We start from the raw sequence: 17,281 nt of genomic DNA on the forward strand, positions 1-17,281 counted from the left end.
GATTGTCGCGCGGCGTCAATCAAGCCTTGCCAAAACCGCCGCGAGCGTCAATGATCCCCTGACTCGGTCGCCTCGTCTCATCTTGATTGACGCGCCGCTCTCATCCTGATTGTCGCGCTATAACCCATACTGCCTTCGCCCTACGGTTGCAGGCTCGGCCCTCGGAGTTACTCACTTTCGAGGCCACAATGCGTTCTCTTTTGATACGGCCCGCCGACTCGTGACCTCCCCTTGGGAGACCTTGTCGATAGGCTTCGAAGGTTCTGTTTCTACTCCCTCCGCTATCCAAACTACGGGGCTCTGACTTCTACCCCGGCAGGTCTGTCTCCTGCTGAACACGCTAGCTTTACCTGGACACACAACCGGACGTGATACTCTCGCATCATCCGGCTCTTGTCACCCAACCGTTGCGTGGCCAAGGCGTGCCCAATGGACGAAGAGCGAGGGGTTGCGCTTCGCAATGCCGTTCAGCCGCCGCAAGCTCCGTCCCCGGTGCCTTTTGAGCGGCTTGTACTTCCGTCGGAGCCAGGCTCCGAGACGTTCGTCGAAGTACGTGAACAGCTTCCACAGCTCCGTTGGATAGAAGCGCCCGTAATACTGCCACCACCCTTGAAGGACCGGATTGAGTATTCGGGCTATATCAGCCAACGGAAGCGGCGCGTGCTGTGGCAAGCGCCAGCTCCTTATCCGCTCCCGCATGCGCGTGAGCGCCTGCGGACTAACTGCGGGAAGGAAGCACGTGAAGAGCTTTCCCCAACGATTCTTCGCCATGCGGGGTCGGAAGGTGAAGCCAAGGAAGGTGAAGTGGACTTGCGGATGTGTCCCGCGTCGATTGCTGTCCTTGCAGTAAACCACTTGGGTTTTCTGCGGGTGCAGCGTCAGATGACAGTCGGCCAACCTTTTCTCCAAAACCGCCTTTAGATGCTCCGCTTCTTGCCGTGTCCGGCAATGGCAGATTGCATCATCGGCATAGCGTTCGAACGGAATGCGCGGAAACATCCGACGCATCCACGCATCGAAGGCGTAATGCAGAAAAAGATTTGCCAGCAACGGGCTTACCACTCCACCTTGCGGTGTTCCGGCTTCCCGTTTCTGGATAGTCCCATCGGGCATCTCCACCGGAGCCTTCAGCCATCTCTCGACGTACAGCAAGACCCAGGGCTCCTGACAATGCTTCCGAAGCGCTCTCACCAAAAGGGCATGATCGATCGTGTCGAAAAAGCCTTTGATGTCGAGATCCAAAGCCCAGTCATAGTCCCAGCACCGCTTGCGCGTTTGCTCGATCGCCAGATGCGCTGATTTTCCCGGCCGATAGCCATAGGAGTCAGGATCAAACGCTCGATCCAACCCCGGTTCCAGATACTGCTTGACCACCATCTGCGCGACGCGGTCTGCGACCGTCGGAATGCCCAGAGGACGGATGCCGCCGTTGGCTTTGGGAATCTCCACGCGCTTGACCGCAGGCGGGAGATAGCTTCCCGACGCCATGCGATTCCAGAGCTTGTAGAGGTTATTCCCAAGGTCCTGCGCGAATTCATCCAGGCTCTGGCCATCGACGCCCGCCGCTTTTCCATTCCCTGCCACCAGCTGGTAGGCCTCCCAGACCATACGCTTGGTGATCGGCAACGGTTTGTCCGGCGTCATGACGCTCCTCCCGACAAAGCCGGTTGGCGTCCGATGTCGGACAGGATAACGCAGCCCCTTCGCTCCATGGCCATTGCAGCCACTTCAGCGCTACTACAGGCTGCTCCGCCCCTGTCTCGGGTTTTGGTATTCTCCCTCGTGGTGTGCGCCACTTGCGGATTTCCCTTAACACCCCGAGCCAGGTTCCCTCGTTCCGGATTGAAGCCTGTGATGAGATCATGCCGCCTATACACCGGCTGCCGCGTGGACCGTAAGCAGGTATCGCCCACACTCTTCCGAGCATCATTACCACGATGCTCGTTTTGACAGCGTCTGGACCCATTTCGATGCGTCATCGGCGGTTCGCTTGCGCTCATCTTCCCATCACTCACCTGACGGCGTAGCCCGCCGCCTTTTCCCCAGCGCTCACCACCACGTCTCTTAAACGCAGCAGCCTGGAGTGGTTTGAAGCCTGCCCCTGCAGGCCGGCTCCGGGAGGTCAGCTCCCATCTTCAACACAGTTATGCTGGCAGATACGCACCAGCTACGAGGCACACGGTAATAGGGGTTCTCCACCCAACGCTCGCACAGCACTTCATCGGAGAGGTCGTAGGTGTGCTTGAGGGTGGCCAATCCGGCCATCAGCCGCGTCGGCAGCGGCGGCCGACCCGGCTTATCCTCGTAGACCGCGCCGAACAGCTCTCTCGAGGAACGACCAGTCGATCGTCCGCGCCGGCTTCACCAGCGCACGGTTCATGTCGATGATCGCGTCCAGCCGGGAGCGCAGAAGATCAGCCTGTCCGCTGTCCCGTCGTTCCTTGGGTTGCATCGTCCCCTCCGACGCGATCATGGAATCACGACCCGCGATTCGAGGAATCGCAAAAATGAAATTGCAAGCTTCCCGGCCTTCAAACCCAAAAAGCTTGCAATCTCAAACGTCGCCCCGCTCCAAAAAATCGACTCCCGCTCAATGGCTTGGAGAGTTCTTCACGGACGACGAATCATTCGATTTTGCCGATCAACCTGTGGTTCCTGGCAACAGCTTTGGTTGGGGCCTGCCGACCGTGAGAAGCTCGAGATAACTGCACAATAAGGAAGGCATCACTTCCGACGACCTGGACAACAGCTTAGAGCGGCACGTGCCCTCCCCTCAAGCATTCCTTCTATCGACCCGAGCTTCCACTCCTTCTTTTCGAGCATCCAAATTCAATGAAAGGCCCACCTTAACCCGATCCATAGCCACAAAGCTTCGGAACCGTTTAACGTGGTTATTCCCGAAGAATAATCGTCTGCTTAGGGCTTCGTAATCGGTCATCGAGCGCACGGTAATGACCAATACAAAATCGATCTCGCCCGTCACGTAATAGCACTGCTGTATTTCAGGCGCTTGAGTGAAAGCACGTTTTGCTTGATCGTGAAGATGACCGAGCTCGCTGTCCATCTCGACCTCTACGACCAACGTGATTTCCTGCCGCACACTGGAAGGATCGACAATGGCGACGTTGGCAACAATGGTCCCGTTTTCCTCCATGCGCCTGACACGGCGTTGAACCGCGGGCGCAGAAAGGCCAACCGTCTCTGCGATCGCGCGCTGCGGAGTCTTGTTGTCTCGCTGCAGAATCTTCAGGATTGCAAGATCAAACCGATCCAGTTCGCGACCAGCTAACTCACTCCTTTTTTCGATCACTTCCGCTCCCTCATTCCTTTCCGACTAAGCCAAATGAACCTGTAAGACCGCTAGAGATCCGACACTCCTGGCTATGGCTCTTTCTAGACGCGCGCGGCGCTACCAGATATCGGGGTCGGCGAGCGAATCTTGCACAAACCGCCCCGTAATGCAGCGCTTTTCTCACCCTTTATGAAGTACTTTAACGCTGGTTGAACCAGAAGAACGTGGAAACCATGTTATTCTTGAACGAGCACGTCGACTATCGAGCCCCCTTGGATGCGTCGGACTCTGAGGTACTGGGCCTTGAGGCAGCCCGTGAGGTCGAGCGATTTCTTGAGCACCGGGAGGGCCACAAGCAAACTCCCCTCATTTCCTTGCCTGGGCTTGCTCGCGAGATTGGAGTTGGCTCAATCTATCTCAAGGATGAAGCCCATCGACACGGACTGGGCAGCTTCAAAGCTTTGGGCGGCTCTTATGCTGTGATTCGATTGATACTTGAGGAAGCCGCGCGACAGCTAGGACGTTCAATCGACATTTCCGAGATACACAGACCCGACGCAAGGGCGGTGGCAGAAGCCATGACGGTTTCATGTGCCACGGATGGTAATCATGGAAGATCGGTCGCTCAAGGTGCCCGGCTCGCCAGCGCAAAATGCGTCATCTTCGTTCACTCGGGCGTGAGCAACGAGCGCGTCGCTGCAATCGCCAGCTTCGGTGCGCAGATAATTCGCGTTGACGGCACCTATGACGACGCGGTTGCCGAGGCATCCCGAGTAGCAAGGGAACGCGGATGGCTGACAGTTTCTGATACATCTTGGCCCGGTTACGAGCGTATCCCGGCACTGGTGATGCAGGGGTATACGGCCCTACTGAGTGAGGCGCTGCGACAACTGCCTGAATCTCCTACCCACGTCTTCATTCAGGCCGGGGTAGGTGGACTGGCGGCCACAGTTGCGGGACATTTCTCAATCGCGTTCGGTGATGATCGCCCGTTTTTTACTGTTGTTGAACCATCGCGAGCGGCGTGCCTTTTTGAAAGCGCTCGGGCAGGACGTCCAGTCAAGGTGCCATACGAACATTCTACGGTGATGGCGATGCTCGAATGTTACGAGCCCTCTCTCGTCGCTTGGCGCGTGCTTTCGCGCGCAGCCGACGCCTTCATGGTGGTGGAAGACGAGGACGCAATTGGCGTCATGAGGCGCTTAGCAAATCCGCACCATGGCGACCCTACCGTCGTTGCAGGCGAGAGCGGAGGGGTTGGCGTCGCCGCTTTGTTGAAGGCTACTTCCGACGAGGAGCTGCGCAACAAACTTGATTTGAGATCCGACGCGCGGGTCTTTGTGATCAACACCGAGGGCGCGACGGATATCCTCCTTTACGAGAAACTCGTGGGTGCGACTCCCGCACAAGTTTTGGCTAGAAACTCCAGCTCTGTTCGAAACTCTAGTGGTCGGCTCGATGTCGCGGTTGGTTCAAATCGCACAAAACTGACGCCTCATCGGCACACGTGAAAAATAAACCGGGCGTGATGCCTCGCACGGGTTTCTCACCGTGTCCCCTTATAGTAGCGACAACTCAGACATGCTTTTGTCGTCGTTCTCTTTGAATACAAATCCGCCGAGCGATCGGCGGTTGCATGCGGTATGTGGCTTTACCGCAGCCCCTCGGGGCTACCTCCCTGACTTGGCCGCCGGTCTCATAGACCGGCGGCTTCTTTCTGTGATCATTCTCGACAGCCGCTTCTGAGCGGTCGCATGCCAAGTGATGATAGCTTCCAACCATTGTAGGTGCGAGTAGAACAGTCAGCAGGCTCAAACTAACGTTTCTTGCCCGAGTACAGCTCTCTGTCTGTCGGCTTTGCATTTCCGATCTACGCAGAACGGTCGACGTTCTTTCGAAAGTTTCAGCATCAGACGTGGCTTTCTCACCACATACACGAATCCGTCGTAAAGCCAAGTGCTCTATGCCGGGAGCTCTACCGCGAGATGAGAAGCGAACGAGCCGCGAACCCGCAATGCGTACATCAGCCAACTGGCGAGAGAACGTCGAGGCTGCTTCCCGAACATCTTCTCACACCGGCTTCCGAGCGTGAGGTGCGTCAAGGTGAACGGAAGGAGCGTTTGTGCGACGGCAGATGAAGAAGTTATAATTTCGTCACTTATCTCTCAGAAGCGCCGCCTTAGGAACACCGCAGGAGCCGAGATGAATGATCCCTCCAAGCCGTTCGGCGCCGGCGGAATCACCGCACCGTTGCGCTATCCAACCTTCCGCCGCATCTGGCTTGCGAGCTTACTAACTAACCTTGGCCTGTTGGTCCAAGGCGTGGGCGCAGCTTGGGCTATGACGCAGATGACGCCCTCCGCGGATCGAGTTGCACTGGTGCAGACGGCGCTCATGATGCCCGTCATGCTGATCTCGATGTTGGCCGGAGCCATCGCCGACCTGCATGACCGTCGCGTCGTAGGGTTGGTGGCGTTGTCGATTGAGCTTTGCGGTGCAACTGCGCTGACCGTGCTCGACTGGCAGGGTCTCACAACGCCAATTAGTTTGCTGGTGCTCTGCTTTGTCGTCGGTAGTGGAATGGCGCTGATGGGGCCAGCTTGGCAATCTTCGGTCGGCGAACAGGTGCCCCCCGCGGCGCTTCCCGCGGCCGTCGCGTTGAACGGCATCAGCTACAATATCGCGCGCAGCATCGGTCCTGCCATCGGCGGTACTCTGGTTGCAGCCGGCGGCGCGGTTGCTGCGTTTGCGCTCAACGCACTGCTGTATCTGCCACTAATGCTCGCTCTATTCGTATGGAAGCGCGCCCCCAAACCCTCGCGCTTGCCTCCGGAAACACTCGACCGCGCGATCATTTCTGGTGTACGCTATATCACGAACTCGCCATCCATCAGGATCGTTCTGTTTCGCGCCCTAGTAACCGGCGTCATCGGCGGCGCTATTCTTGCGCTTATGCCGCTCGTTGCACGCGATCTCCTACGCGGCGGCGCCCAGACTTATGGCCTCATGTTCAGCGCCTTTGGTCTAGGTGCTGTGATCGGCGCGTTATGTATCCCCCAGGTGCGCAAACGAATGAGCGGCGAAGCAGCAATCCGCGGTTGCGCTCTGTCTATGGGGGGCGCTGTTGCCGCGGTAGCCCTGAGCCGAGAGCTGATTTTGACTGGCACCGCGCTCGTATTGGCGGGGGCCGTATGGATGATTGCGTGGGTTCTGTTTAGCATCGGCGTGCAGATCTCGTCGCCACGCTGGGTGGCCGGGCGATCGCTCGCGGCTTATCAAGCAGTGAGCTCCGGTGGGATTGCACTCGGCAGTTGGGGCTGGGGGCATCTGACCGACGCGGCCGGGGTCGACATCGCGCTTCTGATATCAGCAGCTCTGATGCTCAGTTCACCCATCCTCGGGATGTGGCTGACCATGCCGCGCATCGATGCGCAAGACGAAGCGGCCGAGTTACTTGAGAATCCCAAGGTCCGGCTCGCCTTGACCGGACGTAGCGGGCCACTTGTGGTGGAAGTCGAATATCGGATCCCTCAGGAGAATGCACGCGCCTTCCACGAAGTAATCCAGGAGGTCCAGTTATTTCGGCAGCGCAACGGCGCATATGGTTGGTCGATTGCACGCGACATTGCCGATCCCGAACTCTGGACCGAGCGTTATCATTGCCCGACGTGGCTCGATTATCTGCGGCAGCGCAACCGCTCAACTCAGGCGGAGCGCGCGCTGGACCAGCAGGCCATGGCTTTCCATATCGGTCCTGAACCAGTGCGCGTCCGGCGTATGCTCGAGAGGCCGTTCGGGTCTGTTCGATGGACAGAAGAGCGCCCGGACGGAACCGCGCATGACGCCGTTGCCCGGCGATGGCCGGGGCCGTAGGACAAGTGGTAGCCGGAGGTTCGCCGATATGTATTGTACTTTTTCAGAACCTTATCGACCGGTTGACCGAAAGCACTGATCAGGATGGCTGCAAGGAGGTATGGCGGGCATTGCTACAGCGCTGAATTATCTTGCTCTGCATAGCTTGCTCTGACCGATGGAGACTCCACTTGATCTCGCCATATTCCTGGCAGCACATTGTTTTTGTCGACACTATGATGCCTTTGATCCTGTGGTTTGTCGCACAATCCGCGACGTGCGACCGTTTTGACTGAACGTCGGGCTCGCGCCATCAATTTGGTCGGCAAACGAGCGACGACTGTAAAGCGGCGAGTTGCGGCATTCGCTGTGGCTTCACATTTGCCATCCATGACAAGACCTTTGCAACGGACAAATACGTCAACGCGCAGACGTTCTGCAGTTGATCGCACGGCACTTGCGCACACCAAACCCATGTCGAACTGGGCTCGAGTGCTCGATGGCGTAGTCTTCTCCACAACTCGAGAGTCCGGAATGGTCTTCTCGGGGGCAAATCAAGCTTGTGAGATTGAAACACTTCTCCGCGTCCTGACGCGCGGCATTTCATCCTACGCCTTGCCGAAGCTCGGTGCTTGCACACTGGCCAAGCCGGGGCGCAGCTAACTGCATCGAAGTACAGAAGACAATCGACGCTATTCATAGGTGCTTGTGGATTTGCGCGGTTCTTCAACCCGATCTGCATGTTCGAGCTTCGAACCACGCGACCGGAGGGTTGGGAAGCGCCTTAAAATAGGTCCGGATTTCGGCTCTGGCACACACAGGCGGAGCCCATCCAACTCGCTTATCCCTAACGCCGGACTGGAAATTAGGGCTTCCCTTTCCGTCGACCGGCTGGCAAGTTTTGCCGGCTTCTTTGCAAAATTCTCGGTCCTATCGCTAGATTATCTGTTGTACAATACACCACCCGTGGAAGCCTAGATCGCAGCGATGAGTGAGCTGAAATGTTCGCTCCGGAAACGATCCGAAGGCGAGTTGCGAGGCGGCGCGATTTTGCCATCGGAAACCTATCAGAAATAGCCGAGTGTGGTGGATGGACGACCTGGATCGAAGAATTCTCGCGGCACTACAGAAGAACAACCTACTCTCCTTTGCCAACCTGGCGGAAGTCGTTGGTTCCTCCTCTGCCTCATGCATGCGGCGCGTTAACAGGTTGCGGTCGAGTGGAGTGATTGTTGCCGATATCTCGCTCGTCGATCCGAAAGCCCTCGGCAAATCCCTAACGGTCGTTGTCACGGTCGAGCTCGACCGCGAACGCCTTGACCTCGTTGACGATTTCAAGCGCGCGATGCGCGCGGCCAGTGAGGTCAGCCAGTGCTACATGGTTACAGGCGACGCAGATTTCGTTCTGATCGTCACTGTAGATGATGTCGAGGCGTTCGACATCTTCGTCAAAACAAAGCTGTATACAAATCCGAACGTGCGGAAATTCCAGAGTATGATTACGCTTGATCGCGTCAAGTTCGAGCCCCGGATAAAGGTTTAGACAGAAGGATAGATATCTCTCCACCCCGCCGTTCGTCGTTATCCCTCGGCCGCAATATCGCAACCGTCATTAGCCGACTTCCATCGTTCAAGCGCTCCGCATCTGCAGCATACCTAAAGAAGAGCCACCGGGGGAATAGGCCGGCAGCTCTTCGAAAAACATTATATGCTCGGACCGAATTACGCGTTGCTATTCACTATTTCTGCGACCATTTCTGCCGTAATGCATGAAAGGGTCCATCCCAGGTGCCCGTGCCCTGTGTTATAGAAGACGTTTTTTCGCTTGCCTCGTAGTACGCGAGGCATCATGTCCGGCATCATCGGCCTCAAGCCGGCCCAAGGGACGACGTGGGCTGTCGAGACCTCAGGAAATAGACGCTCCACCCACTCCACGAGTGGTCGTATCCGATCATGTCGAATATCTCGATTCATCCCATTGAATTCTGCCGTGCCAGCCACTCGTAAGCGGTCTTTACCTAGGCGGCTTGTGACGATCTTCGCTCTGTCGTCGAGCATGCTTACCCAAGGCGCACCTTTCTGGCTTGTTTCATCTTCGAGAGGGACAGTAATGGAGTAACCTTTCACCGGATAGACATTGATGCGATCGCCCAGAAGCGCGGCAAGTCGGCGACTGCCCACGCCCGCGCAAACAATGATTGCATCGCCTGCGACATCGCGGCTTTCGGAAGGGTTGTTCGATGATCGACACGTCAAGGACACACCTTTCCCGGTCTCAATGCTCACAACCTCGGCTTCGAAAACGAACTGAGCACCTCTTCTCCGACAGGCTTCCGCAAGACCTCGAGTAAACTTATGAATATCTCCTGTTGAATCAGATGGAGTGTAGAACCCGCCGTAGAACGAACCGCGAAGTGACGGTTCTATGCTCGCAAGCTCTGAAGGCGCAACCGGCTGCCGATCAAGACCACCTTGATTGAGGAGCTTGTTGACAGCCAACGCCGCGTCAAAACCAGCTTTGTCGTAATAGATGTGAAGAATACCTCTTCTCTCCAGATCGAACGCGATATTCTCATTTTCGGCGATCTCGAAGATGTGCTTGCGTGCTGCGATCGCCAATCGGGTCGTTGTGATGGTGTTATCCGCGTACTTCGGGATGTTGGATGCGAACTCAGCAAGCCAGGAATACTTATGCCAGCTTGGAGCCGGGTTCATCAACAATGGCGCATCTTGTTTGAGCATCCAAGTGATGCCCTTCTTGATGGTTGACCAACTCGTCCAGACCTCGGCATTGCTGGCCGATAGCTGACCACCATTTGCAAATGACGTTTCCATAGCAGGATAACGATGGCGATCGACTACAGTCACTCGGTGGCCACTCTGCAGAAGCGCGTACGCCGTAGTGACACCAGCGATACCTGCGCCTAGAATGATGATATGGGGCATTAGCTTTCCAACAGTAGGGTTCGGACATCCGCCAGTCCCGGCCCCCATCTGTCTTTTTACCTGAGAGATTCTTCCTCGCTCTGAGAGGATCCCCTTCGGTGAGCGCTAATTGCGCTGCTCTCCAGATTGTTCGGCATTGGAAGTCCTTTTGCCTGAGAGTTTCCTGGGGGGTTGCTCCGTCGGCGCACCTCTAACAGGTGTCTCTCCTATCCAAGCCTAAGAACCGTTATTCTATTTCTATGGATCATCTACCCAACTAGGGCATCGTCGATCCTCCACACCTCTCAGCGAATAGCCTGTTAGGAATCTTGTTCGAGTTCCAAGTTTGACATCTCGCGGCCGATCGTAACAGCCGATCGCGCGTCGAGTTGCTGAGCAATGAATGACATACTTGGCGATAAATTTGCGCCAAAATGTTCAGACCAGTGAAACGTACGGCTCAAAAGCAGCCAAGACAATAACGGGAGCGCGCGTCCCAGGCGATCGCAAGAACCAGCCGTTTCAGTGGCTTTTTCTGGTTGCAACCGCCGCCGGGCACTCGATGTGCAGATCAATGCGTTGTAGCGCATTCGCGAAAATCGGGCGCATCTCCGGTCCGGTGCTCTAGGGGCTCCAGTCACCCGGGCGGCCGCCTAGAGCGCTGCAAGCAAACAGGACTCGCTGCATCGCGACGCATTGGATCGTAAAGCTCCGCGCGCTTGCGAGGTACGATGCAATACCCCGCGAACAGCTTCAGGCGTGAAGCTTGGCACACTTGCTCAAACACGGCCCGATGAACTACAATGATCGTGATCAACAAATCCTAAGCCATTCTAATTGCCTTTCATTTTTTCTGCGCACCAAGCGCTGACGCAAAAGCGCTTCTTTCGTCAAGCATTGCGTCGATTAGCTAGCGACGCTCCCGGGAATTTTGTGCCTACAGCCTTCTCACACGCGGCGGGTCGCCCGAACCAAGAGCCACTCAGTTCTGGGCTAGCTTGTGTATTTATCGGTCTCCACGCCATGCATTTTGAAGCGTTCGCTTCGTATATGACTTGGGATTGGCTTTTTACCATCAATTGTCCGTGCCAATTATAGCTTGGAGCCGACGCGCGGGGGAATTGTGATCCGACGACGGGTCACACCGCATCGGTCAGGTAAACTGCCGGGAGAGCCACAGTGACAATCACACTGACTAACACCGTAAATGCGCTGCCAAATGTCGAACAGAATCACGTCGACCGCCGCCGTTATCCCCATGGTGTGGCATTCATGGATGGTCAGTACCTTCCGATGTCCGAGGCGAAAGTCTCCGTGTTGGACTATGGCTTCCTTCACTCAGACGCTACGTATGACACTGCTCATGTGTGGGATGGTCGGTTCTTTCGCCTCGACCTGCACCTTGATCGATTCTGGCGAGGCGTCGAGCGCCTTAGGATGACACTTCCATACGGCCGTAGGGAGGTGGAGGAAATCCTCCACAATTGTGTGGCACTCTCAGGACACAAGTCTGCTTACGTCGAGATGATTTGCACGCGCGGATCGTCACCAACCTTTAGCCGCGATCCCCGTCAAGCGGAGAATCGCTTCATTGCGTTTGCGATACCGTTTGGATCCGTCGCCAATAAGGAGCAGCTAGAACGCGGGCTGCACGTTTCGATTAGCGAAACCGTTCGAATTCCTCCCAACTCGGTCGACACGACCATCAAAAACTATCATTGGCTGGACCTCGTCATGGGCCTTTTCGACGCTTATGACGCCGGCGGGGAGACCGCGCTGATCCTGGATACCAACGGCAATATTGCGGAAGGTCCAGGATTCAACGTCTTCATCGTCAAGGGCGGCGCTCTCAGGACTCCGGAATTTGGAGTTCTTCCTGGCATAACGCGCAGGAGCGTGTTCGACATTTGCGCAGAGATCGGACTGCAGGTCGAAGCGGTCGACGTATCTCGTGCGGAACTGCGCAGCGCCGACGAGGTCTTCATTACATCGACCGCGGGAGGCATCATGCCTGTGACCTGCGTCGAGAAAGAGCCGATCGGTGACGGCAACGTCGGTCCAATAACTCGGCGCTTGACCAAGATATACTGGCAGAAGCATGGTGATCCAGCATGGTCCACCCCGATCGCCTATGAGTAACAGGACCCAGTGGGCTGTCGCATGACCGGCTCCTTTCTCTCTCATCTGCGGTCGGAGCTCTCCTCGCTCCGGCAGTCCGGGCTCTACAAAGCCGAACGGATTATCACCTCGACGCAGTCGTCCAAGATCGAAGTGGCTGACGGTTCAAACGTACTGAACTTCTGCGCGAATAATTACCTCGGCCTCGCCGACAATGAAGAATTGCGTGTTGCGGCCAAGGCCGCCCTTGATCGCTATGGCTATGGCATGGCATCGGTACGCTTCATTTGCGGCACGCAGGAAGAGCACAAGCAGCTCGAAGCTCGCATATCGGCCTTTCTCGGGCTTGAGGATACGATCCTTTATTCGTCCTGCTTTGACGCCAATAGCGGCCTGTTCGAGACGCTTCTAGGCGAGGAGGACGCCATCATCTCCGATGCGCTGAACCACGCCTCGATCATCGATGGAGTGCGTCTCTCCAAGGCAAAGCGCTTTCGCTATGTAAACAACGACATGGCCGCACTCGAAGAAGAGTTGAAGAAGGCGGAAGCCAGCCGCTTCCGGCTTATCGCCACCGACGGCGTTTTCTCCATGGACGGCATCATCGCCAATCTTCGCGACATCTGCGATCTTGCTGAGAAATACGACGCGATGGTCATGGTAGACGACAGCCACGCGATCGGCTTTGTCGGTACGCATGGGCATGGCTCCGCAGAGCACTGCGGCGTGGAGGGCCGTGTCGACATCATCACGGGAACCCTTGGCAAGGCCCTCGGAGGCGCCTCAGGTGGCTATACGTCTGGGAAGCACGAAGTGGTCGATTGGCTTCGGCAACGTTCCCGGCCCTATCTATTCTCCAACGCGTTGATGCCGGCAATCGCAAGTGCTTCGCTCAAGGTATTCGAGATCATCGAGAACGGCGATGCGTTGCGCGCAAAGCTGTATGACAACGCGCACAGTTTTCGTAGGAAAATGACCAAAGCCGGATTCACACTCGCCGGGGCTGACCACCCGATTATCCCCGTGATGTTGGGCGATGAGAGACTAGCGCAGCAGATGGCCCAGGAAATGTTGAAGCGTGGCATCTATGTGATCGGCTTTTCCTTCCCAGTTGTCCCGAAGGGCCAGGCGCGCATCCGGGTGCAGATGTCTGCCGCGCATTCGGCTGAGGACATCGAGCGAGCTATTTACGCCTTCAAGGAAGTGGGAAGTCAGCTCGGCATCGTCTGATGTCCCTGCGGACTGTCGCCTCGGTCACTGAGGCCACAGTCTCTACCATCGAGTGAATTTTCGACCGGGCGGGTTAGCCGCCTTCCGATTTCATGATCTGGAGGATAGGAATATCCAAGATTGTTGTGATCAGCGCGGATATGTCAGGCGGAGCATCAGCCCACGCGCTGTCGCAGCACGGCTACAACATCCCCTTCGATCAACGGCGTAAACGGCAATGGATAGGGCATTTCTGAAGGACACGTTTCATTTCGAGTATGCTTTCGCGAAATGGGCACCAGATCGGCGGGAGCAGTTGTAGCTTCGTTCTACGTTCAGCAGGCAGAGGAATCATGAATAATTTCGACGCGTTCCGACCGCTTCAGCAAGAGGTGAGTGGCTGGCGGCAGTATCTGCACCAGAAACCGGAATTGGAGTTTCAAGTCCACAACACGGCTCGTTTTGTCGCCGAGAAACTCGCCTCGTTCGGCATAAACCACGTTGACACAGGGATCGCCGAGACCGGCGTCGTCGCGCTCATTCAAGGAAAAGGGGGCGACGGCCCCACGATTGGGCTCAGGGCGGACATGGACGCGTTGCCTATGCTGGAGGCTTCGGGCAAGCCTTGGTCTTCAAAGGTGCCCGGCAAAATGCATGCGTGCGGCCACGACGGGCATACCGCCATGCTACTTGGCGCTGCGAAGTACCTTGCAGACACCCGGGACTTTCGCGGCACCGTCGCGCTGATATTCCAACCGGCGGAAGAGAATGGCCCTGGAGGCGAGACGGGCGGGCAAAGAATGGTCCGCGAGGGCGTGATGGACCGTTTTGGGATTTCGAGGGTGTTCGGGATTCACAATATGCCAGGCATTGACATCGGCAAGTTCGCTATCCGCAGTGGCGCGCTGATGGCTTCCCAAGACGATTTTGATCTTTTGGTGAAGGGCCGTGGAGGTCACGCTGCAATGCCTCACCATACTGTCGATCCCGTCGTCATCGCGGCGCAGATCGTTCTGGGGCTACAAGCGCTGGTTACGCGAAGCACCGATGCGCGACAACCCTTTGTCATCTCGGTCACACGCCTCATCGCAGGAGAGGCCTACAATGTGATCCCCGAGCAAGTTTCAATGGCCGGCACCGTCCGAACGCTCGCACCTGAATTGCGGGACTTCGCTGAGAAGCAGATTCCGGCTGTCGCCCGAGCGATCGCTGTGGGTTTCGGAGCCGATATAGAATTCAGCTACTCTCGTTCGGTTCCAGTGACAGTGAATTGGCCTGAGGAAACTGCGCTAGCGCTCGGCGCTGCTCGCAGGCTCGTGGGAAACGAGAATGTAGATCATAACACGCCAGCTCTGATGATCGGCGAGGATTTTGCGTATCTTTCTGAGGCGCGGGCTGGAGCACTGATTTTGATCGGCAACGGCCCCACTGCCGCCCTCCATAATCCCTCCTATGACTTCTGCGATGACGCGCTCCCCTATGGCATCGGCTACTGGGTAAACCTTGTCGAGGCGACGCTGGCGGCCTCGTGACTACAGAAGTGGTGGCCAGCTGTCCGGCCCACTGAGTGGCTGGTTGCGCCATTCGCGCGCAAACCACCAGCTTTGGCAATTTTGGAGTCGCTCGTAAGATCAAAGGGTAACAACAGGAGCTATCCTCGAAGTACCCAGGCTGCCTCGGCCTTTTTTAGTCCCCCTCCATCTTGGCCGGGTACTGAGGTTACCCTGCTCAGACCGTGGCGAGGACGGGAAGCGACGTCCCCCGCACAAGTTTCAATGGCCGACACCATCCGAACGACGATCGGATCAAAACGTTTCAAATCTGCAGGTGCCGCGAGATGCACACTTCAGTAACCTCCGCATTTTGATCGAAACCTTGTCGATTGTTGGAGTACCTTCGATCGAGATACCCTGCCGAATTGATTCACGCCCCTCGCTCGGCGCTGAGGATCCTTTTTATGCCTGTCCGCATATGATCAATCCACAATAGAAAGCCGCCTACCGATCATCTGATATCTAACGGTTGTCGTGGACATGCACCTTGCTTGACTTAAAGCACGAGAGCGTCTGAAGGCACTTATCACGCGTATCCGGATCTGCGCCTTGGATCCAGTGAAAGAGACTTAGTAGGTCTGACCGTATTCCTTCGCTCCACTACACGTGCTGTTCTGGGAAATATCGACAATGGACTACTGATTAGCGATAAGAAAGGCCAACTGATCGAACTCACATTGCGTCCGCTCAAACGCTTATGCTTGCGATTAGGGATGTGGGACGACCATCTAACTGTTTAGGGGAGGGGCGGCCGTTTGCGGTGCTAATCACTGCCATGTCGACATTGCTCGCGCACAGGACTTGAGCCTCCTTGGGACATTCAGGATGCGCGCTGAATGTCGTCGAGGAAGGCGAAGAAGGCTCTCGGCTTTCAAGCCAGATCAAATTGACTGAAAATATTAACTTGCTGACCTTCACCTTCGCGCCTGGCGCCGCCTTCGCACAGGTGCTGATCGACGATCTCGTAGTCGCAGACCTACGTTCTGCGATAATTTGGACGATCCACGCATCGAGAGTTACGCTAAAGCAGAAATCTCAAGACATGAAGGCTGCTAACCAGGGTATTCCGCTTGTGATGAGTGAAGAAGCGAGAAGGAGGATTGGCAGACAGTGAGCTAGAGACGCAGCGCGGCAAGACCCGCGCTCAGCGACTTGATACACTTTTATTAGGGGCCTGCAACCGCGCGTCCGACACGCCCAGCGCAATGGAACGCCTAGATGTTTGACGAAAGGAACGATAGTCATGTCTTCGACAGATAGACTCGATCTTCACCGGCGTCGATTGATGCAGAGTATCGGTGCAACCTTCTTATCCGGTGCGGTCGCCGCGCCCATGGTCATTAAATCCCGTGAGGCCTTTGCCGCAGACAACAACCTAATCGTAGTTTCGTGGGGCGGGGAGTACCAGCGCTTCACTGAGGAAGCGTACGTCAAGCCGTTCGAAAAGGAAACCGGCATACGCGTGACATTGGTCAACACGCCGGATCTAGCGAAGGTGAAGGCGCAAGTGACCACGAATAACGTCGAGTGGGACGTGTTCGACGCACCGGGTCCCATGGCTCTCGCTGGATCAAAAAACGGATACTGGGAACCATTGGATCCAGCACTCTTCAAGGGCAACGAGCTGATTGCGCCTATGCGCCCGGATGCCGTCCCTGCTTGGGGTTCCACTGGCTGCATCTGCTGGGACGACAAGAAGTTTCCGGATGGCAATCACCCGGAGACGTTCGCCCAGTATTTTGACTTTGAAAAATTTCCGGGCCCGCGCACCCTGCGATTCCGCGCAAGCGAAACCTTGGAGATCGCGCTGGTGGCTGACGGAGTGCCGCCGGATAGGCTCTATCCATTGGATGTCGACCGTGCGTTCCGCTCGTTAGCCCGTATCAAACCGCATGTTTCAAATTGGGTTGAACCAACTCCCCAAACGGCGTCACTCCTAGTGAGCGGCCAGGTCAATTTCACCTACACGTATGCGACCCTGGCCTTTCAAACGCAGAAAACAAAGGAAACAGTGAGGCCCTCTTTTAAGCAGAATACCTTTTTGTATGGATATTTCACGGTACTGAAAAACGCACCTAATAAGGCGAATGCGATGAAGTACCTGCAATTCGTGCTGCGACCAGACCGGCAAGCTGCATTCGCCAATGCCGACCCTGGCATGACGCCGTCAAACCGAGCAGCGGCGCAGTTCCTCACACCCGACGCGCGTAAATGGCAGCCCAATCCAGATAATAAATTGAACATTAGCATCAACGATGAGTGGTGGGCTGACCACTTCGAGGAGCTAACGGTGCGCTTTAAGGAATGGGTACTAAGCTAGTGACATTGTCAT

Annotated in this window: 11 protein-coding genes, 1 pseudogene and 2 riboswitches; of the genes and pseudogenes, 8 read left to right on the plus strand and 4 right to left on the minus strand. The window is 56.3% G+C overall.

All coding sequences use genetic code 11. From position 1 onward, the window contains the following. Positions 1 to 396: 396 nt before the first annotated feature. The 3 genes and pseudogenes from ltrA to AC628_RS29035 form a co-directional block, all read right to left on the minus strand. Positions 397 to 1,644, minus strand: coding sequence for a group II intron reverse transcriptase/maturase (ltrA, locus tag AC628_RS29025; RefSeq protein WP_074130189.1), 1,248 nt, complete (start codon positions 1,642 to 1,644; stop codon positions 397 to 399). A gap of 534 nt (positions 1,645 to 2,178) precedes the next feature. Continuing rightward, positions 2,179 to 2,452 (minus strand): annotated as a pseudogene (locus AC628_RS29030) (transposase); the annotation flags it as partial. Between the two features lie 321 nt (positions 2,453 to 2,773). Next, on the minus strand, positions 2,774 to 3,307 hold the full coding sequence (locus AC628_RS29035) for an Lrp/AsnC family transcriptional regulator (RefSeq protein WP_143201864.1): 534 nt from the start codon (positions 3,305 to 3,307) through the stop codon (positions 2,774 to 2,776). Positions 3,308 to 3,525: 218 nt separating this feature from the next. Here AC628_RS29035 and AC628_RS29040 point away from each other — a divergent pair, with 218 nt between their 5' ends. From AC628_RS29040 to AC628_RS29050, 3 genes are all read left to right on the plus strand, one after another. Beyond that, on the plus strand, positions 3,526 to 4,803 hold the full coding sequence (locus AC628_RS29040; protein ID WP_083633188.1) for a diaminopropionate ammonia-lyase: 1,278 nt from the start codon (positions 3,526 to 3,528) through the stop codon (positions 4,801 to 4,803). 691 nt (positions 4,804 to 5,494) lie between these two features. Then, positions 5,495 to 7,165, plus strand: a complete 1,671-nt coding sequence (locus AC628_RS29045) for an MFS transporter (RefSeq protein WP_074130191.1) — start codon at positions 5,495 to 5,497, stop codon at positions 7,163 to 7,165. 1,069 nt (positions 7,166 to 8,234) lie between these two features. Continuing rightward, positions 8,235 to 8,687, plus strand: coding sequence for an Lrp/AsnC family transcriptional regulator (locus AC628_RS29050; RefSeq protein ID WP_074130192.1), 453 nt, complete (start codon positions 8,235 to 8,237; stop codon positions 8,685 to 8,687). 179 nt (positions 8,688 to 8,866) lie between these two features. Here the strand turns inward: AC628_RS29050 and AC628_RS29055 are convergent, their stop codons facing one another. Then, the gene (locus tag AC628_RS29055; RefSeq protein ID WP_074130193.1) at positions 8,867 to 10,090 is read right to left on the minus strand and encodes a D-amino acid dehydrogenase; all 1,224 of its coding nucleotides are present in this window, start codon (positions 10,088 to 10,090) and stop codon (positions 8,867 to 8,869) included. 44 nt (positions 10,091 to 10,134) lie between these two features. Next, a riboswitch (glycine riboswitch) is annotated at positions 10,135 to 10,219 on the minus strand. Positions 10,220 to 10,221: 2 nt separating this feature from the next. After that, a riboswitch (glycine riboswitch) is annotated at positions 10,222 to 10,309 on the minus strand. Positions 10,310 to 11,341: 1,032 nt separating this feature from the next. Here AC628_RS29055 and AC628_RS29060 point away from each other — a divergent pair. From AC628_RS29060 to AC628_RS29080, 5 genes are all read left to right on the plus strand, one after another. After that, positions 11,342 to 12,208, plus strand: a complete 867-nt coding sequence (locus tag AC628_RS29060; RefSeq protein ID WP_083633189.1) for an aminotransferase class IV — start codon at positions 11,342 to 11,344, stop codon at positions 12,206 to 12,208. Between the two features lie 21 nt (positions 12,209 to 12,229). Continuing rightward, complete coding sequence (locus AC628_RS29065; protein WP_074130195.1) at positions 12,230 to 13,417, plus strand: glycine C-acetyltransferase; 1,188 nt, start codon at positions 12,230 to 12,232, stop codon at positions 13,415 to 13,417. A 332-nt stretch (positions 13,418 to 13,749) separates the two neighbouring features. Next, positions 13,750 to 14,928: a M20 aminoacylase family protein gene (locus tag AC628_RS29070; protein WP_074130196.1), complete on the plus strand. Its 1,179-nt coding sequence runs from the start codon at positions 13,750 to 13,752 to the stop codon at positions 14,926 to 14,928. Positions 14,929 to 15,760: 832 nt separating this feature from the next. Next, positions 15,761 to 16,063, plus strand: coding sequence for a hypothetical protein (locus tag AC628_RS29075; protein ID WP_143201863.1), 303 nt, complete (start codon positions 15,761 to 15,763; stop codon positions 16,061 to 16,063). A 129-nt stretch (positions 16,064 to 16,192) separates the two neighbouring features. Next, complete coding sequence (locus AC628_RS29080; protein ID WP_074130198.1) at positions 16,193 to 17,269, plus strand: ABC transporter substrate-binding protein; 1,077 nt, start codon at positions 16,193 to 16,195, stop codon at positions 17,267 to 17,269. Positions 17,270 to 17,281: the final 12 nt, after the last annotated feature.

The organism is Bradyrhizobium sp. NAS96.2, assembly GCF_001908235.1.
Taxonomy (GTDB): Bacteria; Pseudomonadota; Alphaproteobacteria; order Rhizobiales; family Xanthobacteraceae; genus Bradyrhizobium.